At 29.0% G+C, this 23,189-nt stretch carries 21 protein-coding genes and 1 tRNA gene; 11 read left to right on the top strand and 11 right to left on the bottom strand.

What is annotated here, in order from left to right:
* Positions 1-160 precede the first annotated feature (160 nt).
* Positions 161-235, top strand: a tRNA-Arg gene (locus tag M6G78_RS04555).
* A gap of 547 nt (positions 236-782) precedes the next feature.
* Here the strand turns inward: M6G78_RS04555 and hcp are convergent.
* Genes hcp through M6G78_RS04540 form a run of 3 tightly spaced genes read right to left on the bottom strand, consistent with a single transcriptional unit; the run spans position 783 to position 2,958 of the window.
* Positions 783-2,414: a hydroxylamine reductase gene (gene hcp, locus M6G78_RS04550; protein ID WP_253229731.1), complete on the bottom strand. Its 1,632-nt coding sequence runs from the start codon at positions 2,412-2,414 to the stop codon at positions 783-785.
* A gap of 6 nt (positions 2,415-2,420) precedes the next feature.
* Positions 2,421-2,609, bottom strand: a complete 189-nt coding sequence (locus M6G78_RS04545) for a ferredoxin (RefSeq protein WP_253229730.1) — start codon at positions 2,607-2,609, stop codon at positions 2,421-2,423.
* A gap of 16 nt (positions 2,610-2,625) precedes the next feature.
* Positions 2,626-2,958: a cupin domain-containing protein gene (locus tag M6G78_RS04540; RefSeq protein WP_138268419.1), complete on the bottom strand. Its 333-nt coding sequence runs from the start codon at positions 2,956-2,958 to the stop codon at positions 2,626-2,628.
* 138 nt (positions 2,959-3,096) lie between these two features.
* Between M6G78_RS04540 and M6G78_RS04535 the strand changes: the two genes are divergently transcribed.
* Positions 3,097-3,774, top strand: coding sequence for a Crp/Fnr family transcriptional regulator (locus M6G78_RS04535; RefSeq protein WP_253229729.1), 678 nt, complete (start codon positions 3,097-3,099; stop codon positions 3,772-3,774).
* Positions 3,775-3,903: 129 nt separating this feature from the next.
* Here M6G78_RS04535 and M6G78_RS04530 read toward each other — a convergent pair whose 3' ends face one another.
* Together M6G78_RS04530 and M6G78_RS10300 are read right to left on the bottom strand one after the other, a co-directional pair.
* Positions 3,904-4,326 carry a hypothetical protein gene (locus M6G78_RS04530; RefSeq protein ID WP_253229728.1) on the bottom strand — a complete coding sequence of 141 codons (423 nt, stop codon included), beginning with the start codon at positions 4,324-4,326 and terminating at the stop codon, positions 3,904-3,906.
* Positions 4,327-4,443: 117 nt separating this feature from the next.
* A complete protein-coding gene (locus tag M6G78_RS10300) occupies positions 4,444-4,992 on the bottom strand; it encodes a sugar O-acetyltransferase (RefSeq protein ID WP_305883220.1) in 549 nt (182 codons plus the stop codon).
* 182 nt (positions 4,993-5,174) lie between these two features.
* On the opposite strand from M6G78_RS10300, the gene M6G78_RS04515 reads away from it, so the two are divergent.
* The 7 genes from M6G78_RS04515 (at position 5,175) to M6G78_RS04485 (ending at position 13,379) form a co-directional block, all read left to right on the top strand.
* Entirely contained in the window at positions 5,175-6,737 is a 1,563-nt protein-coding gene (locus tag M6G78_RS04515; RefSeq protein ID WP_253229727.1) for a type I restriction-modification system subunit M, read from the top strand.
* A gap of 1 nt (position 6,738) precedes the next feature.
* Complete coding sequence (locus M6G78_RS04510; RefSeq protein WP_253229726.1) at positions 6,739-7,761, top strand: virulence RhuM family protein; 1,023 nt, start codon at positions 6,739-6,741, stop codon at positions 7,759-7,761.
* Positions 7,758-8,975 (top strand): restriction endonuclease subunit S, encoded by a 1,218-nt coding sequence (locus M6G78_RS04505; protein WP_253229725.1) that lies wholly within the window; start codon positions 7,758-7,760, stop codon positions 8,973-8,975. Before M6G78_RS04510 ends, M6G78_RS04505 begins: the two co-directional genes overlap by 4 nt.
* A gap of 26 nt (positions 8,976-9,001) precedes the next feature.
* On the top strand, positions 9,002-9,355 hold the full coding sequence (locus tag M6G78_RS04500; RefSeq protein WP_253229724.1) for a hypothetical protein: 354 nt from the start codon (positions 9,002-9,004) through the stop codon (positions 9,353-9,355).
* 15 nt (positions 9,356-9,370) lie between these two features.
* Complete coding sequence (locus M6G78_RS04495; RefSeq protein ID WP_253229723.1) at positions 9,371-9,655, top strand: hypothetical protein; 285 nt, start codon at positions 9,371-9,373, stop codon at positions 9,653-9,655.
* Positions 9,652-12,765, top strand: a complete 3,114-nt coding sequence (locus tag M6G78_RS04490) for a type I restriction endonuclease subunit R (RefSeq protein ID WP_253229722.1) — start codon at positions 9,652-9,654, stop codon at positions 12,763-12,765. Before M6G78_RS04495 ends, M6G78_RS04490 begins: the two co-directional genes overlap by 4 nt.
* Positions 12,766-12,857: 92 nt before the next feature.
* On the top strand, positions 12,858-13,379 hold the full coding sequence (locus tag M6G78_RS04485) for a DUF6652 family protein (RefSeq protein WP_253229721.1): 522 nt from the start codon (positions 12,858-12,860) through the stop codon (positions 13,377-13,379).
* Between the two features lie 7 nt (positions 13,380-13,386).
* Here M6G78_RS04485 and M6G78_RS04480 read toward each other — a convergent pair whose 3' ends face one another.
* The 4 genes from M6G78_RS04480 to M6G78_RS04465 form a co-directional block, all read right to left on the bottom strand.
* The gene (locus M6G78_RS04480) at positions 13,387-13,893 is read right to left on the bottom strand and encodes a helix-turn-helix domain-containing protein (protein ID WP_253229720.1); all 507 of its coding nucleotides are present in this window, start codon (positions 13,891-13,893) and stop codon (positions 13,387-13,389) included.
* 85 nt (positions 13,894-13,978) lie between these two features.
* A complete protein-coding gene (locus M6G78_RS04475) occupies positions 13,979-14,773 on the bottom strand; it encodes a hypothetical protein (protein ID WP_253229719.1) in 795 nt (264 codons plus the stop codon).
* Between the two features lie 103 nt (positions 14,774-14,876).
* Positions 14,877-17,465, bottom strand: coding sequence for an ATP-dependent chaperone ClpB (clpB, locus tag M6G78_RS04470; protein ID WP_253229718.1), 2,589 nt, complete (start codon positions 17,463-17,465; stop codon positions 14,877-14,879).
* A gap of 30 nt (positions 17,466-17,495) precedes the next feature.
* Complete coding sequence (locus M6G78_RS04465) at positions 17,496-18,158, bottom strand: CopG family transcriptional regulator (RefSeq protein WP_138268407.1); 663 nt, start codon at positions 18,156-18,158, stop codon at positions 17,496-17,498.
* Positions 18,159-18,543: 385 nt separating this feature from the next.
* On the opposite strand from M6G78_RS04465, the gene M6G78_RS04460 reads away from it, so the two are divergent.
* Entirely contained in the window at positions 18,544-19,428 is an 885-nt protein-coding gene (locus M6G78_RS04460; RefSeq protein ID WP_253229717.1) for an AbiJ-NTD4 domain-containing protein, read from the top strand.
* A 278-nt stretch (positions 19,429-19,706) separates the two neighbouring features.
* Here M6G78_RS04460 and M6G78_RS04455 read toward each other — a convergent pair whose 3' ends face one another.
* Together M6G78_RS04455 and M6G78_RS04450 are read right to left on the bottom strand one after the other, a co-directional pair.
* Positions 19,707-20,669: an acetylxylan esterase gene (locus M6G78_RS04455; RefSeq protein ID WP_138268405.1), complete on the bottom strand. Its 963-nt coding sequence runs from the start codon at positions 20,667-20,669 to the stop codon at positions 19,707-19,709.
* Between the two features lie 11 nt (positions 20,670-20,680).
* Complete coding sequence (locus M6G78_RS04450) at positions 20,681-22,219, bottom strand: FGGY-family carbohydrate kinase (protein WP_253229716.1); 1,539 nt, start codon at positions 22,217-22,219, stop codon at positions 20,681-20,683.
* A gap of 490 nt (positions 22,220-22,709) precedes the next feature.
* Here M6G78_RS04450 and M6G78_RS04445 point away from each other — a divergent pair, with 490 nt between their 5' ends.
* On the top strand, positions 22,710-23,186 hold the full coding sequence (locus tag M6G78_RS04445; RefSeq protein ID WP_253229715.1) for a hypothetical protein: 477 nt from the start codon (positions 22,710-22,712) through the stop codon (positions 23,184-23,186).
* Positions 23,187-23,189 lie beyond the last annotated feature (3 nt).

Raw genomic sequence — 23,189 nt, 5'->3', positions numbered from 1 at the left:
ATATATTATATTATAAAATAAAATAAAATCATAGTGTTTTTTATAAAACTGTTTACATTTAATTTATTTGTATTTTAAAAAGCCTTTAAAAATAAGGATTGTTTTATTTGATAAGTAACTTATAATATGCTATTATATATAATGGTTTTTTACCTAAAGCGCCCCCTTAGTTAAATGGATATAACAAACCCCTCCTAAGGGTTAGTTGTGAGTTCGATTCTCGCAGGGGGTGCCATAATAATCATAATAAAAAATTAACCTCTTAGTATTAAATACTAAGAGGTTTTTTATTAATATCTTTACGGATATTAAAAATTATCTTTTTTTTCATAGATTTTTCTTATGCTCATTATACCGCTAAACAGTAAAATTGCAGATAACAAAAAAACACAACTGACTTTATTATATCATTTTGAAAGCTATTTATCCCTGCCCAAATAAGTACTCCAATAATAAAAGTATATAATATGAAAATTATACCAATAAAAGGATACCTAATCCATTTACTTACTTTTTTATCTTCAAAAATAACTGATATTACACATAAAAATAATTCACATATAATTTCAATTATAAAATCCATAAGTACTTTCTCCTTTTTTAAGTACAATCACTAATAATATTTAAGGTATTATAACAAAATAATAATTCGTTTTTATCAATATCATAAATTGTTAATATATTGTTAAGTTTTGATAATTGAGAATTTAAAAAAGAGAAAATAATCATTGTATTAACAAACATTTATCAAAATAAAAAACAGCCTTATTAGGCTGTTTTATTTAATTAAAGAATAATTTAATATCATCCTCTACACTTCCAATTCCTGCTATTTTAAATTCATCGACTAAAACTTTAGTAACATTAGGACTAAGGAATGCAGGAAGTGTAGGTCCAAGATGAATATTTTTAACGCCTAAAGATAATAAAGCAAGTAAAACTATAACAGCTTTTTGTTCATACCATGCAATATTATAAACAATAGGAAGGTCATTAATATCATCTAAGCCAAAGATTTCCTTAAGTTTCATTGCAATTACTGCAAGAGAATATGAATCGTTACACTGACCTGCATCTAACACTCTGGGTATACCGTTTATATCGCCTAAATTCAATTTATTATATCTATATTTTGCACATCCGGCAGTAAGAATAACCGTATCTTTTGGAAGAGCTTTTGCAAATTCCGTATAATATTCACGGCTTTTCATTCTACCGTCACACCCTGCCATTACGACAAATTTTTTAATAGCTCCGCTTTTTACAGCCTCAACTATCTTATCGGCTAACTTAAATACTTGATTATGAGCAAAACCGCCTACAATTTCTCCTGTTTCTATTTGTGTCGGAGCACTGCATTTTTTTGCATGTTCAATAATCTGTGAAAAATCTTTTGTCTGTCCTATTTCTCCTTTAATATGTTTACACCCTGGGTAACCTGCTGCACCTGTAGTATAAACTCTATCTTTATAACTATCCTTTGGAGGAACAATACAGTTTGTCGTCATTAAAATAGGTCCGTTAAATGATTCAAATTCTTCTTTTTGTTTCCACCACGCATTACCATAGTTTCCTACAAAGTTAGGATATTTCTTTAATTTCGGATAATAGTTTGCAGGTAACATTTCAGAATGAGTATATACATCAACTCCGCTTCCTTGCGTTTGTTGTAGTAGCATTTCCATATCTCTTAAATCGTGACCTGAAACTAAAATTCCCGGATTTTTCCCTACTCCAATATTTACCTTTGTAATTTCAGGATTTCCGTAAGCAGCGGTATTTGCCTCATCTAAAAGAGCCATACCCTTTACTCCGTATTCTCCGGTTTTTAAAGTTAAATTTACTAAATCTTCAACACTTAAACTATCATCTAAAGTTAGCGATAAAGCTTCTTGAATAAAGCTATCTACCTCTTCATCTGTCTTTAATAGTGCATTTGCATGTTTAGAATATGCACAAAGACCTTTTAATCCATAAGTTATAAGCTCTCTTAAAGAACGAATATCTTCATCTTTTGTAGATAATACACCTACCGTCTTTGCAAGTTCTTCCCAGTCTCCTTCTCCATTCCATAGTGCCGCTTTTGGTAGATTTTCTTTATTACCTAACTTATTTATTAAATCCTCTTTTGTCTTTAATGTTAAAGTAATTCTGTCTTTAATACTGTCTATGTCAAAATTTGCGTTTGTAATTGTTGTAAATAAATTTATAGATACAAGATAATTTATATCGTCAGATACTTTTTTATCTTCTTGTCTAAGACGTGTTGTAACAAAAGATAATCCTTTAGTTACATATATTAATAAATCCTGCATATTTGCAACATTTGGTTTTTTCCCACACACTCCAACAGCAGTACAGCCTTTGCATCCTGCAGTTTCCTGACATTGATAACAAAACATTTTATTTCCCATATTTTTTTATTCCTCCATACTAATTGCAGATACAGGACAATTATCAATCGCCTCTTGTACCTTAATTAAATTATTTTCATTTACATCTTTATAAGCTTCTGACTTCCCATCCTCATTTAAACGAAAAACTTCATCACAGTATGTGCAACATAGTCCACATCCAATACAAAGCTCTTCATTTACAAATGCTTTCATATTAAATACTCCTTTCTTAAAATACAACAACAAGCAGCATTTTAAATGCTTCTTCACCATATACCGCATGAGGGTGATTAGCAGGCATTACAATAGATTCACCTTCTTTTAGAATATATTCTTTATCATCAATAGTGATCTTACCTACTCCGTCAAGACAAGTAACAAAAGCATCACCGCCAGATTTATGTGTACTTATTTCTTCCCCTTTATCAAATGAAAATAATGTAATGCTTAATGCACTATTTTGAGCAAGGGTTTTACTTACAACCTGACCTTTTTGATAAGATATTTCATCTTTTAATAAAACTACTTGTGCTTGATTTATATTTTTTATTTTTGTATTCATAACTTTCCTCCATATTAGCTTTTCTTAAATATTTTTACTTATTCATGTAGAATATTTATTTTTTATTTGATTTTGTAAATGTATAATACTATAATCAAACCTAAGAATATGTTGTATTTCCAACAAAAGGAGAAGTTTATGGATAAATATTTTGATATATTATTAAAATGTCCTTTATTTAAAGGTGTTCAAGAAAATCAATTAAAATCAATGATAAAATGTCTTAATGGGAAAATTATAAATGTAAAAAAGAATGAAACGATATTTCTTGAAGGAGACCTGGCTCAAAATTTTGGAATCGTACTTATGGGAAAAGTTAAAATTATAAGAGATGACTTTTACGGAAACCGCAGCGTTTTAACAGTATTAAAAGAATCTGAAATGTTTGCGGAAGTATTTGCTTTTGCAGGGCTTAATACTTTTCCCGTAAGTGCGGTAGCAGATAAAGACAGCGAAATAATGCTTTTAAATACAGATAAAGTAATGACAATGTGTTCCGCTTCCTGTCATTATCATAATTTAGTAATCAAAAATTTATTAAAAGAGATGGCACAAAAAACACTATCATTAAATAAAAAAATAAGATATATGTCAGAAAAGACAACAAAGAACAAGCTAATGCTGTATCTTTTAGATCAAGCAAAACAAAACAACAGCTGTGAATTTACAATACCTTTTGACAGGCAGGCTCTTGCCGATTATTTGGGGGTAGAAAGAAGTGCCATGTCGGCAGAAATTGGCAAATTAAAAAAATTGGGAATAATTGATACAAAAGGCTCTTGGTTTAATGTAAAGAAAATTGATGAAGATATTTAAATAATAAAAAAATTGTGTTTTCATATTATAAAAAATTCAATTATATTATTAAATAATATAAAATTATAATTGCATTAATCATAATATTTAAAATATAAAAGTACCCTTTAAATATATTAAAGGGTATTTTTATTCTTCTGTTTCATAAATAATATCACCGGTAAAATAAACATATAAATCCATGGCATAAATCTCATCTTTATGTTTACGTCTTAGATAACCTGAATAGAATAATTTATTATACCCGTAAAGTTCATCTACAATTTCAAATGTAAAATCATCATATTTTTTGATAAACTCTCCAATTTCTAATTTTTCACTTTTGAACATTCCATATTCACCAAGACTGTTTTGAATAACCACACTTGAAAAATCAAAATCTACATTTTCAATAATAATACTGCCCGGTATTACGTTGTACGGTTCAACAAGTTTTACATATCCATTTTCAAATTCAAGTTTTATGTTACTATCAATAATTTTAATATTATTAACATACATATCATGTAAGCTATAAGAAAAAGGAGGATTATACTTATATTTTGTTTTCATCTATTTCCCTTAATTTATTGTAATATTTTATTTTTATTATAATTTTTTTATTTTATATTACAATTAACTTTTTCTTAAGAATTTAATAACTTATAATAAATCCCCCTAAATAAACCCTTATCTTTTAATCTCTCCTTTAATTCCATAAACCACGCTGTCTTTTGGGATGTCCTTTGTTACAACGCTCCCCGCACCAATTATCGCCCCGTCTTCTATGGTAATTCCCGGAAGAATAACGACGTTTGAGCCTATCCAAACATCATTTTCTATTTTTATAGGCTTTGCAAATTCAAGTCCTATTCTTCTTTCTTCTTTATTTTTTGGATGAGAAGCCGTTGTTATAACACAGTTTGGTCCTATAAACACATTATCTCCTATTGTAACTTTTGCTGCATCAAGAATTGTTAAGTTATGATTTGAATAAAAGTTTTCTCCAATAGATATATTAAAACCGTAATCACAGTAAAAAGGCTGTGTTACTGTTACTCCTCCTTTTATCTGACCTAAAATATCTTTTAAAAGTTTATTTTGATTTTCTTTATCTGATGGTTTTAGATTGTTAAATTCAAAACATAAATCAGCACACTTATCCCTAAGCTTTAAAATATTCTTATCATAATTTGCATCGTAAAGCATTCCTTTTTGAGCCTTTTCCCATTCGTTCATTTTTATCTCCTGTTTTTTTATTTATTATAATATACATTAAAAGATTTGATTTATTTATTATAAGTTTTATAAGGAAAAATTTCCCTAACAAAATTCTTATTTCTACAAAATATCCAATAAAATTGAAATGGGTTTAAAAATTATGTAAAATAAAATTAAATATATAACAAAGGATAAAAATTATGGCAGACAATAAAAAAGAAATGGAAAGAGATGAGCTTCATAGAGCTATATGGGCTATAGCCGATGAATTAAGAGGAGCAGTTGACGGCTGGGACTTTAAAAATTATGTCCTTGGCACAATGTTTTATAGATACATATCAGAAAATATATCAGAATATATAAACAAAGGAGAAAGAGACGCCGGTGACCTTGAATTTGACTATGCTAAATTAGAAGATGAACAAGCAGAAACAATAAGAGAAGATATAGTAAATTCAAAAGGCTTTTTTATTCTTCCAAGCGAACTTTTCTGCAATGTGCAGAATAAGGCAAAAAGCGATGAAAATTTAAACGAAACATTAGAAAAAGTATTTAGAAATATTGAAAATTCGGCAAAAGGAACCGATTCAGAAAATTCTTTTGCGGGACTATTTGATGATTTTGACGTAAACAGCAACAAACTTGGTTCAACGGTTAAAAAAAGAAACGAAAGACTCGTTAAACTTTTAGACGGCATAAACAACATGAAACTTGATAATGTTCAAAATCACGATATAGATACCTTTGGTGATGCTTATGAATATCTTATGACAATGTATGCATCAAATGCAGGAAAATCGGGAGGCGAGTTCTTCACACCGGCAGATGTTTCGACTCTTCTTACGCTTCTTGGAACAGTAGGGAAAAAAGAAGTAAACAAAGTATACGACCCTGCCTGCGGTTCAGGTTCGCTTCTTTTAAAATCCGTTAAAGTACTTGGAAAAGAAAATGTAAGAAACGGTTTTTACGGTCAGGAAATAAATATAACAACCTATAACGTATGCCGTATAAATATGTTTCTTCACGATATAGACTATGACAAATTCGATATAGCCTGTGAAGATACTTTAACAAAACCAAAACACTGGGATGATGAACCTTTTGAGCTTATCGTATCAAATCCTCCTTATTCAATAAAATGGGAAGGAGACAGCAACGCAACCTTAATAAACGACCCAAGGTTTTCCCCTGCCGGAGTTTTGGCACCTAAAGGAAAAGCAGACCTTGCTTTTATTATGCATTCATTAAGCTGGCTTGCCACAAACGGAACAGCTGCCATAGTATGCTTCCCGGGAATAATGTACAGAGGGGGAGCAGAGAAAAAAATAAGAAAATATCTTATTGATAATAACTTTATAGATACTATTATCCAGCTTCCGGAAAACCTATTCTTTGGAACATCAATAGCAACGTGTATCATGGTAATGAAAAAGAACAAAACCGATAACAAGACTTTATTTATTGATGCGAGCAAAGAATGCATAAAGGTAACAAACAACAATAAACTTACAAAAGAAAACATGGATAAAATACTATCAGTATTTAAAGAAAGAAAAGAAGAAGAACATTTTTCTTCTCTTGTGGAATACGAAAAGATAAAAGAAGAAGATTACAACTTATCTGTAAATACATATGTTGAACCACAAGATACAAGAGAAGTAATAGATATTGATGTATTAAACAAAGAAATAAAAGAGATAGTAGAAAAAGAAGAAATTTTAAGAGCCGAAATCGACAAAATAATCAATGAGATTGAGGGATAACATGAAAAATCAATTTGAATTTTTAATGTATAAAATAGAAGAAGAAAATATAAAAGTAAATGCTTTTATAAAAGATGAAACAATTTGGCTTACACAAAAAGCAATGGCTGAACTGTTTGACGTAGATAAATCAACAATAAGCCGACATTTAAAAAATATTTTTGAAGAAGGAGAATTAAAACAATCCATGGTTGTTGCAGAATTTGCAACAACCACTAAACATGGTGCCATTGAAGATAAAACACAAACTCATATGACAAACTTTTATAATCTTGATGCAATCATTTCAGTAGGTTACCGTGTAAATTCTCTTCGTGCAACAAATTTTAGAATTTGGGCAACAAAAATATTAAAAGAATATATGATTAAAGGTTTTGCAATGGATGATGAAAGACTAAAACAAGGCAAAACCTTATTTGGCAAAGATTATTTTAAAGAATTGCTGGAAAGAGTTCGTTCTATAAGGGCGAGCGAAAGAAGAATATGGCAGCAAATAACAGATATTTTTGCAGAATGCAGCATTGATTATGACAAAAATTCAGATATTACAAAAAGATTTTATGCTATGGTGCAAAATAAATTTCATTTTGCAATAACAGGTCAAACAGCAGCAGAAATAGTATATACAAAATCAGATCATAACAAAGAACATATGGGGCTTACAACATGGAAAAATGCTCCTGCCGGAAGAATATTAAAATCAGATGTAACAGTTGCAAAAAATTATTTGGATGAGAAACAAATTAAAAGTCTCGAAAGAGCAGTAAGCGGATATTTTGATTATATTGAAGACCTAATCGAGAGAGAAAACACATTTACAATGGAAGAATTTGCAAAAAGCATAAATGCATTTTTGGAATTCAGAAGATATGAAATATTAAAAGATAAAGGCAAAATATCAAGTAAGGATGCAAAGGAAAAAGCCTATTTGGAATACGACCAATTCAACAAGACACAAAAAATAGAATCTGATTTTGATAAACAAATAAACAAAATGCTTAAAGAAAACGGTGAAAACATATGAGCAAATTAGAACAACTGATAAATGAACTCTGTCCCGATGGTGTGGAGTATAAATATTTAGATAAAATATTTAATATTAAAAACGGATATACACCGTCAAAAAAGAAAAAAGAATATTGGGAAAACGGAAATATTCCTTGGTTTAGAATGGAAGATATAAGAGAACATGGAAGAATTCTTAATGATTCAATTCAACATGTTACTCCTTGTGCTATAAAGGGAGAACTTTTCCCTAAAAATAGTATTATTGTTTCAACATCTGCCACGATTGGAGAACATGCACTATTAACTTGTAAATCTTTAGCAAATCAACGTTTTACATATTTAACAATAAAAGATAAATACAAAAATAAATTCAATATCAAATTCTTATTTTATTATTGTTTTAAACTTGATAGATATTGCCTCAAATATACAAAACAAGGTAATTTTGCATCAGTTGACATGTCAAAATTTGCAAAATTCAAAATCCCAATCCCCCCTCTTCCCGTGCAAGAAGAGATCGTGCGTATTTTGGATACCTTTACAGAGCTTACAGCAGAGCTTACAGCAGAGCTTACAGCAAGAAAAAAACAGTATGAGTATTATAGGGATGAGTTGATAAAAAATGCCAGAAATGCTGAATATAAAACTTTGGAAGAGATTTCAATAGATATGTATAGAGGGGCAGGCATAAAAAGAAATGAAGTATCTAAAACAGGAATACCTTGTGTAAGATATGGAGAAATATATACATCTTATAATATTTTGTTTAATAAATGCATATCCCATACTGATGAAAATAAACAAAATTCAAAAAAATATTTTGAGTACGGAGACGTATTATTTGCTATAACAGGCGAAAGTGTAGAAGAAATAGCAAAATCTATTGTTTATTTAGGAAATGAAAAATGTTTAGCAGGTGGTGACATTGTAATAATGAAACATAAGCAAAACCCTAAATATATTGGATATGCTCTATCAACAAATTCTGCACAAATGCAAAAAAGTAAAGGAAAAGTAAAAAGTAAAGTTGTTCACTCTAGTGTTCCTGCATTAAAGAAAATTAAAATACCTATTCCACCACTTGAAGAACAAGAAAAAATTGCTAATCTTATAGAAAAGTTCGATACCCTTTGTAACGATATAACCAATGGTCTTCCTGCTGAAATAGAAAAAAGACAGAAACAATATGAATATTATAGAGATAAACTGCTTGATTTTAAGGAGAAGTAAAATGGAGAAATAAGGAGAAATTAATTATGAATTTAATTGATTTTGTAAATAAATATTGGAATTACTATATGCAATTAGAAAATGATTTTTTTTCATTTGAGGCGTATTGTTCAATAGATAGTGATAATGATGACTGTTTTTCAACAAGATATTTACAATTATTTTTATCTATATGTGGAGAAATTGATACAATTTGCAAAACCTTTTGTAAAAAATTAGATAATAGCTTAAACACAAACAACTGTCGTATTACAGATTATATTAAAATTTTAAATGCTAATTATACAACTTTTGCAGAAGAAAAAATCAAATTAAATAACTATAAATACCTTTCCTTTAAACCATGGGAAAATCTTAAAAGTAATTCTTCACCAGATTGATGGAAAGAATATAATTTGGTAAAACATCATAGAGATGAACTAACAGACGGAAAAGAAAACTACAAATTGGCTAATCAAAAAAATACTATTCAAGCTTTGTGTGCATTATATATATTGATTGAATATTGGATATCAGATATTTTTAACCATGATCCAACATATTCGAATATTATAATGCCAACATTAAAATCAAAAAAATTTACATTAGAAAATTGGGATTATTTTTATCCGTACTTTATGGGATGTACATATTTTGATAAAGAAAAATTTGAAAAATATATTAACGGAGAACAAACATGAGCTACTTTAACATAGTTGCATCAACAACCGAAAACACCGTAATAACAGAATATAAACCGGGAATACAAACTGCAAAAGCATATCAAAGCGAAGCAGAACTTGAAAAAGAATTTATAAATCTGCTAATGTCTCAAGGGTATGAATATGTAGATATACATACACAAGATGAACTTAAACTTAATTTAAGGAAACAGCTTGAAAAATTAAACAACTATGAATTCAGCGATATGGAATGGGAAAGATTTTATAAAGATTCCATAGCAAATAAAAATGAACATATAGTTGAAAAGACAAGGAAGATACAAGAAGACTATATCCAAGTATTAAAAAGAGATGACAACACATCAAAAAATATCTCTCTTTTAGATAAAAACAATATTCATAACAATCATTTGCAGGTTTTAAATCAATACGAAGTGACAAAAGAAGAAGGGGCAATCTACGATAACAGATACGATGTTACAATTCTCGTAAACGGACTTCCTCTTATTCATATTGAACTAAAAAGAAGGGGAATAAACATAAAAGAAGCTTTTAATCAAATTAACCGCTATCAAAGAGATTCTTTCTTTGCGGGAGACGGTCTTTTTGAATATGTTCAAATATTTGTTATTTCAAACGGAGTAAATACAAAATATTATTCCAACTCCACCAGATATAATGCCATAAAAGAAGCCACAACAAAAAATTCAAACAAAAATAAAACCAGCAATAGTTTTGAATTTACCAGCTTTTGGGCAGATGCAAACAATAAAATAATTCCCGATTTAATAGACTTTGCAAAAACATTCTTTGCAAAACATACAATTCTTAACATAATTGCAAAATACTGCATATTTACATCAGAAAATATGCTTATGGTAATGAGACCTTATCAAATCACGGCAACGGAAAGAATAATAAACAGAATACAAATTGCAAACAACTATAAAAAATACGGAAGTATTGCATCAGGCGGATATATTTGGCATACAACAGGAAGCGGAAAAACCCTTACTTCCTTTAAAACTGCGAGAATAGCCTCTAATTTAGATTTTATAGATAAAGTTATATTTGTCGTAGACCGTAAAGATTTGGATTATCAGACAATGAAAGAATACGACAGGTTTGAAAAAGGATGTGCAAACAGCAACACTTCAACTGCCGTATTGACAAAACAGCTTGAAGACGATAATGCAAGAATTATAATAACGACAATACAAAAGCTTTCAACTTTCGTAAAGAAAAATGAAAAACACGATATATATGATAAACAAATTGTATTAATTTTTGATGAATGTCACAGAAGTCAGTTCGGCGAAATGCACAAAGCAATAGTAAAAAACTTTAAGAAATATTATTTATTCGGTTTTACGGGAACGCCTATTTTTGCCGTAAATGCGAAAGGAATAAATAATGGCAGCAATTTAACAACAGCTCAAACATTCGGGGATTTACTTCATACATACACAATAGTAGATGCCATAAACGACAGAAATGTTCTGCCTTTTAGAGTAGAATACAATAAGACAATAGACTATGAAGATAATATCAAAGATAAGCAGGTATACGACATAGACAGAGAAAATGTATATATGGCAAAAGAAAGAATCTCACTTATTACAAAATATATCTTAGACCACTTTGACCAAAAAACATATAGGGGAAACAAAACCTATGTTTTTAATTCCCTAAAAAATATTGAACAAGTTGCCACAAATAAAGATAAGAAGATTGAAGAAATAAAACAAAAACAAAGATTAAGCGGTTTTAATTCCATTTTTGCAGTAGCAAGCGTTGAAATGGCAAAGGCTTATTACAGCGAGTTTAAAAAACAGATGAATGAAAATAGAAATAAACAATTAAAAATCGCTCTTATTTACAGTTATAGCCAAAATGAAGAAGAAGCAGAAGGAATTTTAGGAGAAGAAAACAGCGAAGATACTTCCGCTTTAGATACAAACAGCAGAGAATTTTTGGAAGATGCAATAAGAGACTATAACAAAATGTTTAACACTTCCTATGATACAACAAGTGATAAATTCCAAAATTATTATAAAGACGTATCCCTTAGAATGAAAAATAAGGAAATTGATTTGCTTATTGTAGTAAATATGTTTTTAACAGGTTTTGACGCAACTACTCTTAATACATTATGGGTAGATAAAAATTTAAAAATGCATGGCTTGATTCAAGCATTCAGCAGAACCAACAGAATTTTAAATTCAATTAAAACATTTGGGAATATAGTTTGTTTTAGAAATCTTCAAAAAGAAGTAGATGATGCTCTTGCATTATTTGGCGATAAAGACGCAGGAGGAATTGTATTAATAAGAAAATTCAAAGACTATTTTTATGGCTATACAAACGAAAAGGGAGAAAACAAACCCGGTTATATCGACCTAATAAATAAATTAAAAGAGAAATTCCCGTTAAGTGAAGAAAGAATAACAGGGGAAGAAAGACAAAAAGAATTTATAATGCTTTTTGGCTCTATACTTAGAATGAGAAATCTTTTAAATTCCTTTGACGAATTTGAAGAAAATGACATAATATCCATAAGAGACATACAAAACTACACAGGAAGATATCAAGATATTAGAGATGAATGGATAAATAAAAAAGATATGGAAAAAGAAGATATAACCAATGATGTTATATTTGAAATAGAACTTATAAAGCAAGTAGATATAAATATTGATTATATATTAATGCTTGTGAAAAAATATCATGAAAGTCACTGCAAAGACAAAGAAGTATTAATTAATATACAAAACGCAGTTGATGCAAGTTATGAATTAAGGAGTAAAAAAGTTCTAATTGAAAACTTTATTGAAAGAGTCAATGAAACAGACAATATAGACGAAGAGTGGAGAAATTTTATAAAGAAAGAAAAAGAAAAAGAACTTGATAAAATAATTAAAGAAGAAAACTTAAAAGAAGAAGACACTAAAAAGTTTATTCAAAATGCGTTTAGAGACGGATATATAAAAACAACAGGAACGGACATTGACAAAATAATGCCTCCTGTATCAAGATTTTCTAAAGAGGGAAACAAACGAAAAGAGAAAAAACAAAAGGTTATTGAAAATCTAAAAGAATTTTTTGATAAATTCTTTGGTATAGGTTAAACACAAAGATAAAATTTATCTTTGTGTTTTTTATATACTCTTGAATAAAAATCCTTTATAATATATAAAAGAAACTAGAGGGAATTAATAAAATGAAAAAAAGAATTATTTTACCGTTATTGTTAATTTGTTGGCCTTATATGCTTCTTTTAATGTTTGCTTTACCGGATGAAGACACCAAACTTTTCATTCTTTTTCAATATCTCATATTCACGGTTATCGTATATGCGGCAAACATAATAAATGCTTATATGCTTAAGGAGGAAAACGACTTTTACACTCTTGCATTTTGGAATATGACAATAAAACTTATACATATTCCTTTTTTTGTCACTATGTTTATTGTGGGAATGATATTTATAATGGCAATGGTCGTTCCGGCTTTGCTTTTGGCCTCTCCGATTATTTGTCTTATTCTCGCATGTATGAATTATATACTCATTATGGTATCCTCTTCATACGGAATAAAAGCTGTTCTAAAAATGAAAAAAGAAAATATTTTATCAAACAAAGAAGCGACAATACATATCATAATGCATTTAATTTTTATTTTAGACGTAATAAGCTCTATAATAATCTTTAACAAAGCAAGAAAAGAAAACAAAAAAAGATAAGTTTTACTTATCTTTTTTTGCCTTTTCTTTCTTTTAAATATATTCTATTTGAACTGTTATATAAACCGATAAGTTCAAAAGAAATACCAAGCCCATAACATAGTCCGTTTACAAACTGAGCTATGTTTTCCCTAAAAATAAAATCTAAATAAGGAATATAATTATTTAAAATTGCAAGAGTGGTAAACAAAATTCCTAAGATTAAAAATCTGTTTACTTTTTTTGCTTTAGATGACTCTTCTTCAATAGAATAATTAATAAGCCTTTCCACAGTATCCTTTAACTGCTTTAACTCATCAATATTCATTCTTCTTCCATTTAAAAGCTCACTTATAGTTATATCAAATTCATTGCAAATCATATCAAGCAAAGACAAATCCGGCATAGTTTTACCATTTTCCCACCTTGAAACAGATTTATTGCTTACATTTAATTTTTCTGCTAGCTGTTCCTGAGTTAAGTTTTTCTCTTCTCTTAGACTTTTTATAAATTTACCAATCTGAGATTGATTCATATTAATTCTCCTTTTCCATCCAATACTTTATCTCATTATGATATTTTTTATGCTTTTTATAAAGGACAGAGAGTGAGAACTCACGTTAATTTGCAATTTTTACTCCGTCTTTATACTCTACTTTGTGATTTTCATCTATATATATTTCAAATGAAGCATTTTTTCCATACTTTTTAAGCAAGTCTTTTTCTATTTTTTCCATGCTGTCAAAAAGATGTTGTTTTTCTTCATCGGTTAATTTATTTAATTTATAATCATAGGAACGTATGTAAATATAAAATTCATGTTTATCATAATTTAAATAATCGTTAGCGCTTACATCTTTTACGTTAAACCAGTCTTCTTTTATTAAATCATCGTAAAACTCTGGTTTTGGGTTACCGCCATTATAAGATATATCTACAGTTAAAGCTTCCATTTCTTTTTCACTTAAATAAGGAGATATACTTTCTTTCATAACCTTATCCCCGCAGATAGAAAAAGAAATATTCATAAATTCCAATGTAAGAGCCTGTTTGGCTGAATATCTTTTTTTGCTGAAAATAAAATACTTATCATTATTTATTTTAAAAGTATGGTCTGAAATGATTGCCATTTCTCTTTTATTATCAGAGTTCATATAGGTTATATTCCACTCTTTGAACTTACCCGGTACATTCTCAGATAAATAAGGAGCAGAATGAACTATAATATATTCATCATATATTATACTTTCTTTTGTTTCTTCTGATACGCTTTCCCAGTTACCTTTACCAAAGAATATATCAAACTCATGACTAAACTTTTTAGGCCAATTGGAATTTATATTTTTAAATGTAGAATATCCGGCAATAAGTAAAATAGGAATAATAACTATAATAAGTTTTTTTAATACCTTCATTTCCCCTACCTCTTTATAACTTAAAATAAAACTTATCGTATGCTTCTAATCATATTTTACTTTATAAACAAAAAAAATAAAAGGACCAATTAAGGTCCTTTTATTAATATCTTACGACTAATTTATCATTTTCTACATCTACCTTTAATGTTGTTCCGCTTTCAAAGTTATTTGCTAAAATTGCTTTAGCTATTAATGTTTCAACATGACTTTGAATAAATCTCTTAAGAGGTCTTGCACCAAATATTGGGTCATAACCGTTATCGATTATAAATGCCTTTGCTTTATCACTTATAACCAAATGTAAGAATTTATCTTCAAGTCTGTTTTTAAGTTTTTCAAGCATAAGATCAACAATCTTAGATATTTCTTCTTTCTTAAGTGGTTTATAAATAACTATTTCATCTAGTCTGTTTAAAAATTCAGGTCTAAAGTGTGATTTAAGAAGTTTATCTATATTATCTTTTGTTTCTTCTGTAATATCGCCGTATTTTTCTGTACTTTCAAGCAAATATTCACTTCCAAGGTTAGATGTTAAGATAATGATTGTATTTTTAAAGTCAATTGTTCTTCCTTGTGAGTCTGTAACTCTTCCGTCATCAAGAATTTGAAGCAAGATGTTAAATACATCAGGATGAGCTTTTTCAATTTCATCGAAAAGTACTACACTGTAAGGACTTCTTCTTACTGCTTCCGTAAGTTGTCCCCCTTCATCATATCCTACATATCCCGGAGGTGCACCTATAAGTCTAGACACACTGAATTTTTCCATGTATTCACTCATATCAATACGTATGATATTTTGTTCATTATCAAATAGTGTATAAGCAAGTGTCTTTGCAAGTTCTGTTTTACCAACCCCTGTTGGACCAAGGAACAAGAACGAACCGATTGGTTTTGATGGGTCTTGAATGCCGGCTCTTGACCTGATTATCGCATCGCTTACAAGTCTTACCGCTTCGTCTTGACCGATTACTCTCTTGTGAAGTGTATCTTCTAAGTGAAGAAGTTTTTCTTTTTCGCTTTCAACAAGTTTGGATACGGGGATATGAGTCCATTTTGAAACAATCTTTGCGATTTCTTCTTCCGTAACTTTATCTCTTAGAAGAGTTGAATGTTTTTCTTTTGATTTTTCTTCTTCGGCTTTTAGTTCTTTTTGAAGTTCTGGCAATTTACCATATTTAAGTTCGGCTGCTTTATTAAGATTGTTTACTCTTTGAGCTTGTTCTATTTCGCCGTTTACTCTATCTATTTCTTCTCTTAATCTTTGAGCTTTTCCGATTGTGTCTTTTTCTTTCATCCATTTTGCTTTCATGGCATTAAACTTATCAGAAAGTTCAGCGATTTCCTTGTTGATTTCTTCAAGACGTTTCTTTGCAAGTTCGTCTTTTTCTTTTTTAAGAGCTGTTGCTTCAATTTGATATTGCATAATCTTTCTGTTTACTTCATCAAGCTCTGTTGGCATTGAATCCATTTCTGTCTTGATTAAAGCACAGGCTTCATCGATTAAGTCAATTGCTTTATCAGGTAAGAATCTGTCTGTAATATATCTGTTTGATAAAATTGCTGCAGAAACAAGAGCTTGGTCTGTGATTTTTACGCCGTGATATATTTCATATCTTTCCTTAAGACCTCTAAGGATTGCAACTGTATCTTCAACACTTGGTTCTCCTACCATAACAGGTTGAAATCTTCTTTCTAGTGCAGCATCTTTTTCGATGTATTCTCTATATTCATTTAAAGTAGTTGCACCTATACAGTGTAATTCCCCTCTTGCAAGAAGTGGTTTTAATAGGTTGCCGGCATCCATTGCACCGTCAGTCTTACCTGCGCCTACTATCGTATGAAGTTCATCAATGAATAGAATAATTTTACCTTCGCTTTTCTTGATTTCATCAAGTACGGCTTTGATTCTTTCTTCAAATTCACCTCTGAATTTTGCACCTGCAACAAGAGCACCCATATCAAGAGAGAAAATACTTCTGTCTTTTAGGTTGTTTGGAACATCTCCTCTTACAATTCTAAGAGCAAGACCTTCTGCGATTGCTGTTTTACCAACACCAGGTTCACCTATTAAAACAGGGTTATTCTTTGTTTTTCTTGATAGTATTCTTATTACATTTCTTATTTCATCGTCCCTGCCGATTACAGGGTCAAGTTTATTTTGTTTTGCAAGTTCCACCAAGTCGGAACCATATTTTTCAAGTACATTATATGTGTTTTCAGGATTTTGATTGTTCACTGTTCTCCCTCCTCTCACCAAAGACAAGTTCTTTGTGAAGTTATCTTTTGTAACATTATATTTTCTAAATTCATCTTTTATAAAGCTTCCGCCTTCATTAAACATTGCAAGGAATAAATGTTCAACGGAAACATATTCGTCTTTCATATTCTTTGCTATATTTTCTGCAAGACGAATAACTCTATTTAAGTTGTTGCTTGCGTATAAGTTATCTACGCTGCTTGATGAAACTTTAGGAAAAGATTTTATTTTATTTTCTACTTCCGATTTTAATCCAGATACATTAACCTGCATTTTTTCAAGAAGTTCAGGAATAAGCCCTCCTCTGTCATCAAGTAATGCGTATAATAAATGTTCGGCTTCCATAACCGAGTTATTGTTATCTATAGCTAAATTCTGTGCATTTTGAAGTGCAAGAAGTGATTTTTCAGTATAGTCATTTGCATTCATTTTAAAACCCTCCTTTATGTTAAATAATCATTATATAATTGCATGAACCTTTTGCATTAAAGTAACATACTCTTTTTCAGCATCGGAGCATGCGTCATCAATATATGGAAGATCATTTAAAAATACTTTTAACACGCTGTCAAATACCTTTATATATTCTCCGATTAAAACTCCAAGGTCAACTTTGTCAATACCTTGTTCCTTTGGTAAAACAAATTGTCTTGTATATTTCTTTTCTTCTATCTTGTAACATAAATTATCCTCCAGTATTCCTCTAATATATTTTTCTTCAAGCTTTGAATAAAAATTCAAAAATCTGTTCATATCTCTTATTAAAGTCTGATTTGTCGTTCTTAAAGTAACTTTAAGCTCTCCAAATGAATACTTTGAATTGTCATATAACTCTACTCCGTATTTTATGGTTGGTCTGTATTTATATCTAAGAGAGCTGGTTATATTCATAAAATAAGGAGATGGATTAGCTAAAACTTGAAAAGTATTCATTTCCTTAAACATATTTTCAAGGGATGTAAAGATTCCTTCAACCTGTTTTTGAGGTGTTGTATATGATACATAATCAGCCAAAATTTGATTTATTAAATTAGACCTGCTTGTACCCATTTTATAAGCCGCTTCATCAACTTTTTCTACGACTTCATCCATTAATACTAAACTATATACACTTTTTCCCATTTTACCTGCACCTTTCCTTTATTTTGGCTAAATTATATACCTGATTATATAATTTGTCAATAGAATTATATAATTTTAATTACAAATTAATAATTTTATAATATTTATTTATCTAAAACCTTTCAAACAACCAAAACCCTTTTAAATAAAGGGTTTTAGCCTAATCAAATGTATTTTTTTACCTTTAATTTTAATATTTTATACCTTAAATTTGACAAAAAATATAAAAACTTGTTTGGAAATTTAATAATTTTTTTTAAATTTTAACAAACATAAAATAAAATTATTATATATGATGTAGAAAAATGTATTTTTATAAAAAATTTATGATATTATAAAAATAAACTAACTATAATTCATTATAATAAATTTAGGAGGGATTTAATTGAAATCAAATAAAGCACCTATTTTATCAGTTGCATTAAGAGGAGGTTTCTCTGATCGAAATGGTATAAAAAGTGAAAATAAAATAATTCAATATGATTCTCTTGATAAACGTACACGTACAGCCATTATGAATGGGATTAATGCATTATATCATAATGTATATAAATATGATAATGATGGGAAAAATGCTTTATGGATAGATGTATTAAGTCAAGTATACCAACAACCAGTAGATTATTCAGGCAACTCTTATTATATAGAAAAAAAAATGTTTGAAATAATAAATAACACTATAGCTAATTATGATTATGATATTGTTTTAACTATTTTAGAATTTATGGCAAACAAATTTGAAAAAGAAAATATATATAATAGATATTCAGGTTGTTCAGTTAAAGAATATATTAATGATATTTTAGAAAAAGAATATGTTGGATATAGATATATTAACGGAATAATTATTTCAATTACTGATAATAATGAGATAAATTCTATAGAAGAAGCATTAACCGTACCATTTCAAAAAACAACTAAACATTTAAACAAAGCATTGACTTTAATCTCAGATAGAAATCATCCAGATTATGCAAATTCAATAAAAGAAAGTATTTCTTCTGTTGAAGCTATATGCTCTGAAATACTGGGTAAAAGCGATACTTTAGGAGCTGCTTTAAAAAAAATGGAACAGAAAAATATTACAATTCATCCTTCACTTAAAACAGCCTTTGAAAAGTTATATGGATATACTAGTGATGCTTCTGGAATACGCCATACAGGACAATTAGACGGCAAAGACGCAACATTTGAAGAAGCAAAATTTATGCTTATATCATGTTCAGCTTTTATAAATTACTTAAAAGGTATTACAAGTTCTATTAATTAAAAAATTTTTTTATTAATAAATATATACACTAACTTTCCATTAAAAAGAGAAAAATAATTAATATAAAATAATACTATAACATCGAAACGTTTTATATTTATATATTAAATATATTCCCAACTTATCCCTGCATATGATAAAAATAATAAAATTAAAATTAATAATTATAGACATATTAATTTTATAAAATATTTAGACATACAAGAGCAAATTTAATAATTTTTTAAATTTTAACAAAAATAAAACACCCTGAATATTAACTTCAGGGTGCTTATTAATTAAAGTTTTTCTTTAAAGAATTCATATATTATATCGTCTGAATAAGGAAGTCTTTCATGAGTATATTCGCAGTATACTTTTAATTCCTTATTACATTTTAATTTATTGTATATTGAAAATTGTGTTATAGGCGGACAAGTTGTATCAAGAAGCGCCGTAAAGAATAATACATCACATTTTACTTTATCCGCAAAATTTTGAACGTCTATGTAAGAAAGTCTTTCAAAAAATTCATCTTCTTTTTCGTGTAATGTATCGTATTTTCTAAACCAATTTTTAAATTCAACATACACATCTTCACACATATTCATTTCAAAAACCTTTTTAAAGTCTGCAAGGAAAGGATAAATAACAGCACTAGCCTTAACATTTTTATTAAAGGCCGCAACAACAAGACTTAATGCTCCCCCTTGGCTTTTTCCTGTTGTGCCAATTCTGTTTTCATCTATGAAATCCATATTTTCAAATAGAACAAAAGCTTTTACGGCGTCAAGATAAATATTTCTGAAAAATAATTTTTTCTTGTCTTCATCCATTACGCCTCTTATTATTTGACCATAAAGAGTAGGTCCGTCCGCAGTATAATTGTCTTCGCTTTTTCCTCCTTGTCCCGGAACTTCAAAAGCTAAAAAGGCCATATCATTATAAGCATATGGAACTTTTGAATAAATACTGTCTGCATTTGATGTGTAACCATGGAATGACATTACTCCCGGAATTTTTCCTTCAATGTGTTTAGGTTTAACAAGTTCACAGTGAACTCTTTCCCCATTCATTCCTTTAAAATACATATCGTATATTTCGATATCTTTCATTGGGAAATCCCTCTTCTCAAGAGTATAAGAAAAATCAGTTTCCTTTAAATCTTTTACTCCTTCTGCCCAGTATTTATCAAAATCCTCTGCTTTTGGAGATATCCCCATATAATCTTTATAGTTTTCAACTGTACTTTTTAGTGGCATAATTTTCCCCCCTATAAATTAATATTATTCATTTTTGTATATATTTTTTTTACATTTTTATATATTTTTAAATATACATTATTATAAATATCATTATATTTTTTTGCATTTTCTTCATTTGGAGAAAATGTTTTTGTCTGTCTTACCATATTTTCTTTTGCTTCATCAAAATCTTTAAAAACATTAAGGCCTATAAAACCTGCCATAGCAGCTCCTATACCGCTTGCCTCATAGGTTTGAATTTTATAAACTTCTTTATTTAAAATATCACTTATTATCTGGCATATTATGTCGCTTCTTGACCCTCCGCCTGATAATGCTATTTTATCTACGTTAACTTTAGATACTTTTTCAATTCTCTCTATTCCTTCTTTTAAGGAGTATCCTATTCCCTCAATTATTGCCCTGTAAATATGCATTCTTGTATGTTTATCATTAAAACCAAGTATAGTTCCTTTTGCTTCGGGACGAAGAATATCTTGTCCCCAGTAAGGCTGAAGAATAAGACCATCACAACCTACGGGTATTTCTTTTAACTTCTCATCCATTACATCATATATATCTTTACCGGTTTCTTTACATATTTGTTCTTCCTTATAAGCAAATTCTTTTATAAACCATGTAACAAGCCAAAAACCTCTATATAAAATAATTTCAGGGTTATATGTATTTGGAATCACACTGCAAAAAGGAGGAACAAACCTTGTAAGTTCATAATATCTGCCTGTGGTTACCTGTATCGTAACCTGACTTCCCAAAGATATACTGCCTATTCCTTCTTTTATACAACCTACTCCGATTGTTTCGCAAGCTTTGTCGCTTCCGCTTGCAACAAGAGGAGTTCCTCTTTTTATTCCCGCTCTTTCACAAACTTCATCCAATATACTTCCTATTATTTTTGTCGAAGGAATCACGTTTGCGAGCTTCCTTTGGTCTATGTCAAAAAGCTGCCTTTTAATTCCGTAAGATTTATCATACTCCCTCTTTTTGTAATCAAAAGGAATGTGACCGACCGTTCCCGCATCACTTTCTATGTACTTACCCGTAAACTTATAATTTAAAAATTGAGGCAACAACAAATATTTATATGTTTTATCCCATATTTCGGGTTCATTTTCTATAATCCAATTAAACCTTGCTTCACTCATTAAATTTTTAGTCATGGCTCCCATACCAACTAAAGAAAAAAGCATTCTATATAATATATTAGGTTTTTTATAATTTTTCGCTTTTCTTCTGTCAAGCCACGAAATGGCATTTCTTATGGGAATTCCGTTTCTGTCCACCAATACAAAAGTGTCTCGTTGTGTTGTTATGCTGACACCTTTTATTTTTTCGTATAATTTTTCGTTTTTATTTTTTAATTTTAAAAGTAATGAGATAATTTTTTCAAAAAAATCATTTGCATCAAATTCAACGATACTTCCTTTTTCCTTTGTTATATATTCATATTTTTCTTTTTCTTTTATTAAAATTTCGCCTTTATCATTTATAAGCATCGCTCTTATGCTTTGAGTTCCGCAGTCTATTATTAAAACGATATTCTCCATTATTTCACCTGTTTTGCATTATTAATGTAAAATTTATATATATTATATCATATTTAGTAATAATAAAATATATTTAAGAACTATATGAAATTTTAAATGTTAAACTTTTTAATTACAAAATATTGCAACAAACGTTATGGAAACCGACAAAGAAAGAATGTTAATAAAAAAACGTGTTTTCAGCAAAATAATTTACATTATATTACACGGGTTTCGGATTAAATATTATAAAAATTCAAATAAAAAATCCCTTTGCCCCGATTGAGACAAAGGGTTCAAGGAGCGCCATATATGTAATGGTACACACCATGAAAAGTAAGCAATTTAATTATATTATAAATACTATAAAAAATCAATCAAAATGAGGAATGTTAATAATTAAAATAAACTTAATTACATAACCTTACAAAATTGTAAGGTTATGTAATTTTAATCGATGGATAAAACTTCCCCGCATTTCTATAATCAAATTAAAGAAAGGAGGAAAGACATGAAAAAGAAAACGGCAATAATAATTTTATGCTCGCTGTCTGTTATATTTGCAGGATGTAGCATAAACAAAAATCAATTAATAACAAAATATAATGATATACTAAATCTTATAGGAAAAAAATTTTTAACTTCCGATGAAGACTTAATGGGAGAAAGAATTTTTTATGTAGACACAAACACCGGCAAGTATACCTCTTTATATAAAGATGAAAATATAAAAGAAGTAATATTCGGTTCGGTTGAAGTAGACAGAAAAAACAAAAACATTAATATAAGCTACAATGCAGATATTCAAAAAGGAAAAGCAAAAATAATTATAAAAAACGATTCAAAAACGAGAATTATAGCAAGTTTTGATATAGAAGGACCGGAAAGCGGGGGAAGAGATTTAACCCTAACGGATGGTGAATATTATTTAAGCATTATAGGAGAAGATTTCAGCGGAGAAATCGAAATCACCGCAAAATACATTTAAGGA

It is taken from the genome of Anaerofustis sp. NSJ-163, assembly GCF_024135845.1.
Lineage (GTDB): Bacteria > Bacillota > Clostridia > Eubacteriales > Anaerofustaceae > Anaerofustis > Anaerofustis butyriciformans.
The sequence above is the reverse complement of the archived record's forward strand: the minus strand, read 5'-3'. Positions and strand labels throughout refer to the sequence as shown.

What these genes read in the sequence shown, in the direction of transcription:
- M6G78_RS04505 (WP_253229725.1), top strand. Translation starts at nt 7,758, where the DNA reads ATGAGCAAATTAGAACAACTGATAAATGAACTCTGTCCCGATGGTGTG.
- M6G78_RS04535 (WP_253229729.1), top strand. Translation starts at nt 3,097, where the DNA reads ATGGATAAATATTTTGATATATTATTAAAATGTCCTTTATTTAAAGGT.
- M6G78_RS04445 (WP_253229715.1), top strand. Translation starts at nt 22,710, where the DNA reads ATGAAAAAGAAAACGGCAATAATAATTTTATGCTCGCTGTCTGTTATA.
- M6G78_RS04465 (WP_138268407.1), bottom strand. Translation starts at nt 18,158, where the DNA reads ATGGGAAAAAGTGTATATAGTTTAGTATTAATGGATGAAGTCGTAGAA.
- M6G78_RS04480 (WP_253229720.1), bottom strand. Translation starts at nt 13,893, where the DNA reads ATGAATCAATCTCAGATTGGTAAATTTATAAAAAGTCTAAGAGAAGAG.
- M6G78_RS10300 (WP_305883220.1), bottom strand. Translation starts at nt 4,992, where the DNA reads ATGAACGAATGGGAAAAGGCTCAAAAAGGAATGCTTTACGATGCAAAT.
- M6G78_RS04545 (WP_253229730.1), bottom strand. Translation starts at nt 2,609, where the DNA reads ATGAAAGCATTTGTAAATGAAGAGCTTTGTATTGGATGTGGACTATGT.
- M6G78_RS04540 (WP_138268419.1), bottom strand. Translation starts at nt 2,958, where the DNA reads ATGAATACAAAAATAAAAAATATAAATCAAGCACAAGTAGTTTTATTA.
- M6G78_RS04510 (WP_253229726.1), top strand. Translation starts at nt 6,739, where the DNA reads ATGAAAAATCAATTTGAATTTTTAATGTATAAAATAGAAGAAGAAAAT.
- M6G78_RS04530 (WP_253229728.1), bottom strand. Translation starts at nt 4,326, where the DNA reads ATGAAAACAAAATATAAGTATAATCCTCCTTTTTCTTATAGCTTACAT.
- M6G78_RS04500 (WP_253229724.1), top strand. Translation starts at nt 9,002, where the DNA reads ATGAATTTAATTGATTTTGTAAATAAATATTGGAATTACTATATGCAA.
- M6G78_RS04490 (WP_253229722.1), top strand. Translation starts at nt 9,652, where the DNA reads ATGAGCTACTTTAACATAGTTGCATCAACAACCGAAAACACCGTAATA.
- M6G78_RS04515 (WP_253229727.1), top strand. Translation starts at nt 5,175, where the DNA reads ATGGCAGACAATAAAAAAGAAATGGAAAGAGATGAGCTTCATAGAGCT.
- M6G78_RS04485 (WP_253229721.1), top strand. Translation starts at nt 12,858, where the DNA reads ATGAAAAAAAGAATTATTTTACCGTTATTGTTAATTTGTTGGCCTTAT.
- M6G78_RS04455 (WP_138268405.1), bottom strand. Translation starts at nt 20,669, where the DNA reads ATGCCACTAAAAAGTACAGTTGAAAACTATAAAGATTATATGGGGATA.
- M6G78_RS04475 (WP_253229719.1), bottom strand. Translation starts at nt 14,773, where the DNA reads ATGAAGGTATTAAAAAAACTTATTATAGTTATTATTCCTATTTTACTT.
- hcp (WP_253229731.1), bottom strand. Translation starts at nt 2,414, where the DNA reads ATGGGAAATAAAATGTTTTGTTATCAATGTCAGGAAACTGCAGGATGC.
- clpB (WP_253229718.1), bottom strand. Translation starts at nt 17,465, where the DNA reads ATGAATGCAAATGACTATACTGAAAAATCACTTCTTGCACTTCAAAAT.
- M6G78_RS04450 (WP_253229716.1), bottom strand. Translation starts at nt 22,219, where the DNA reads ATGGAGAATATCGTTTTAATAATAGACTGCGGAACTCAAAGCATAAGA.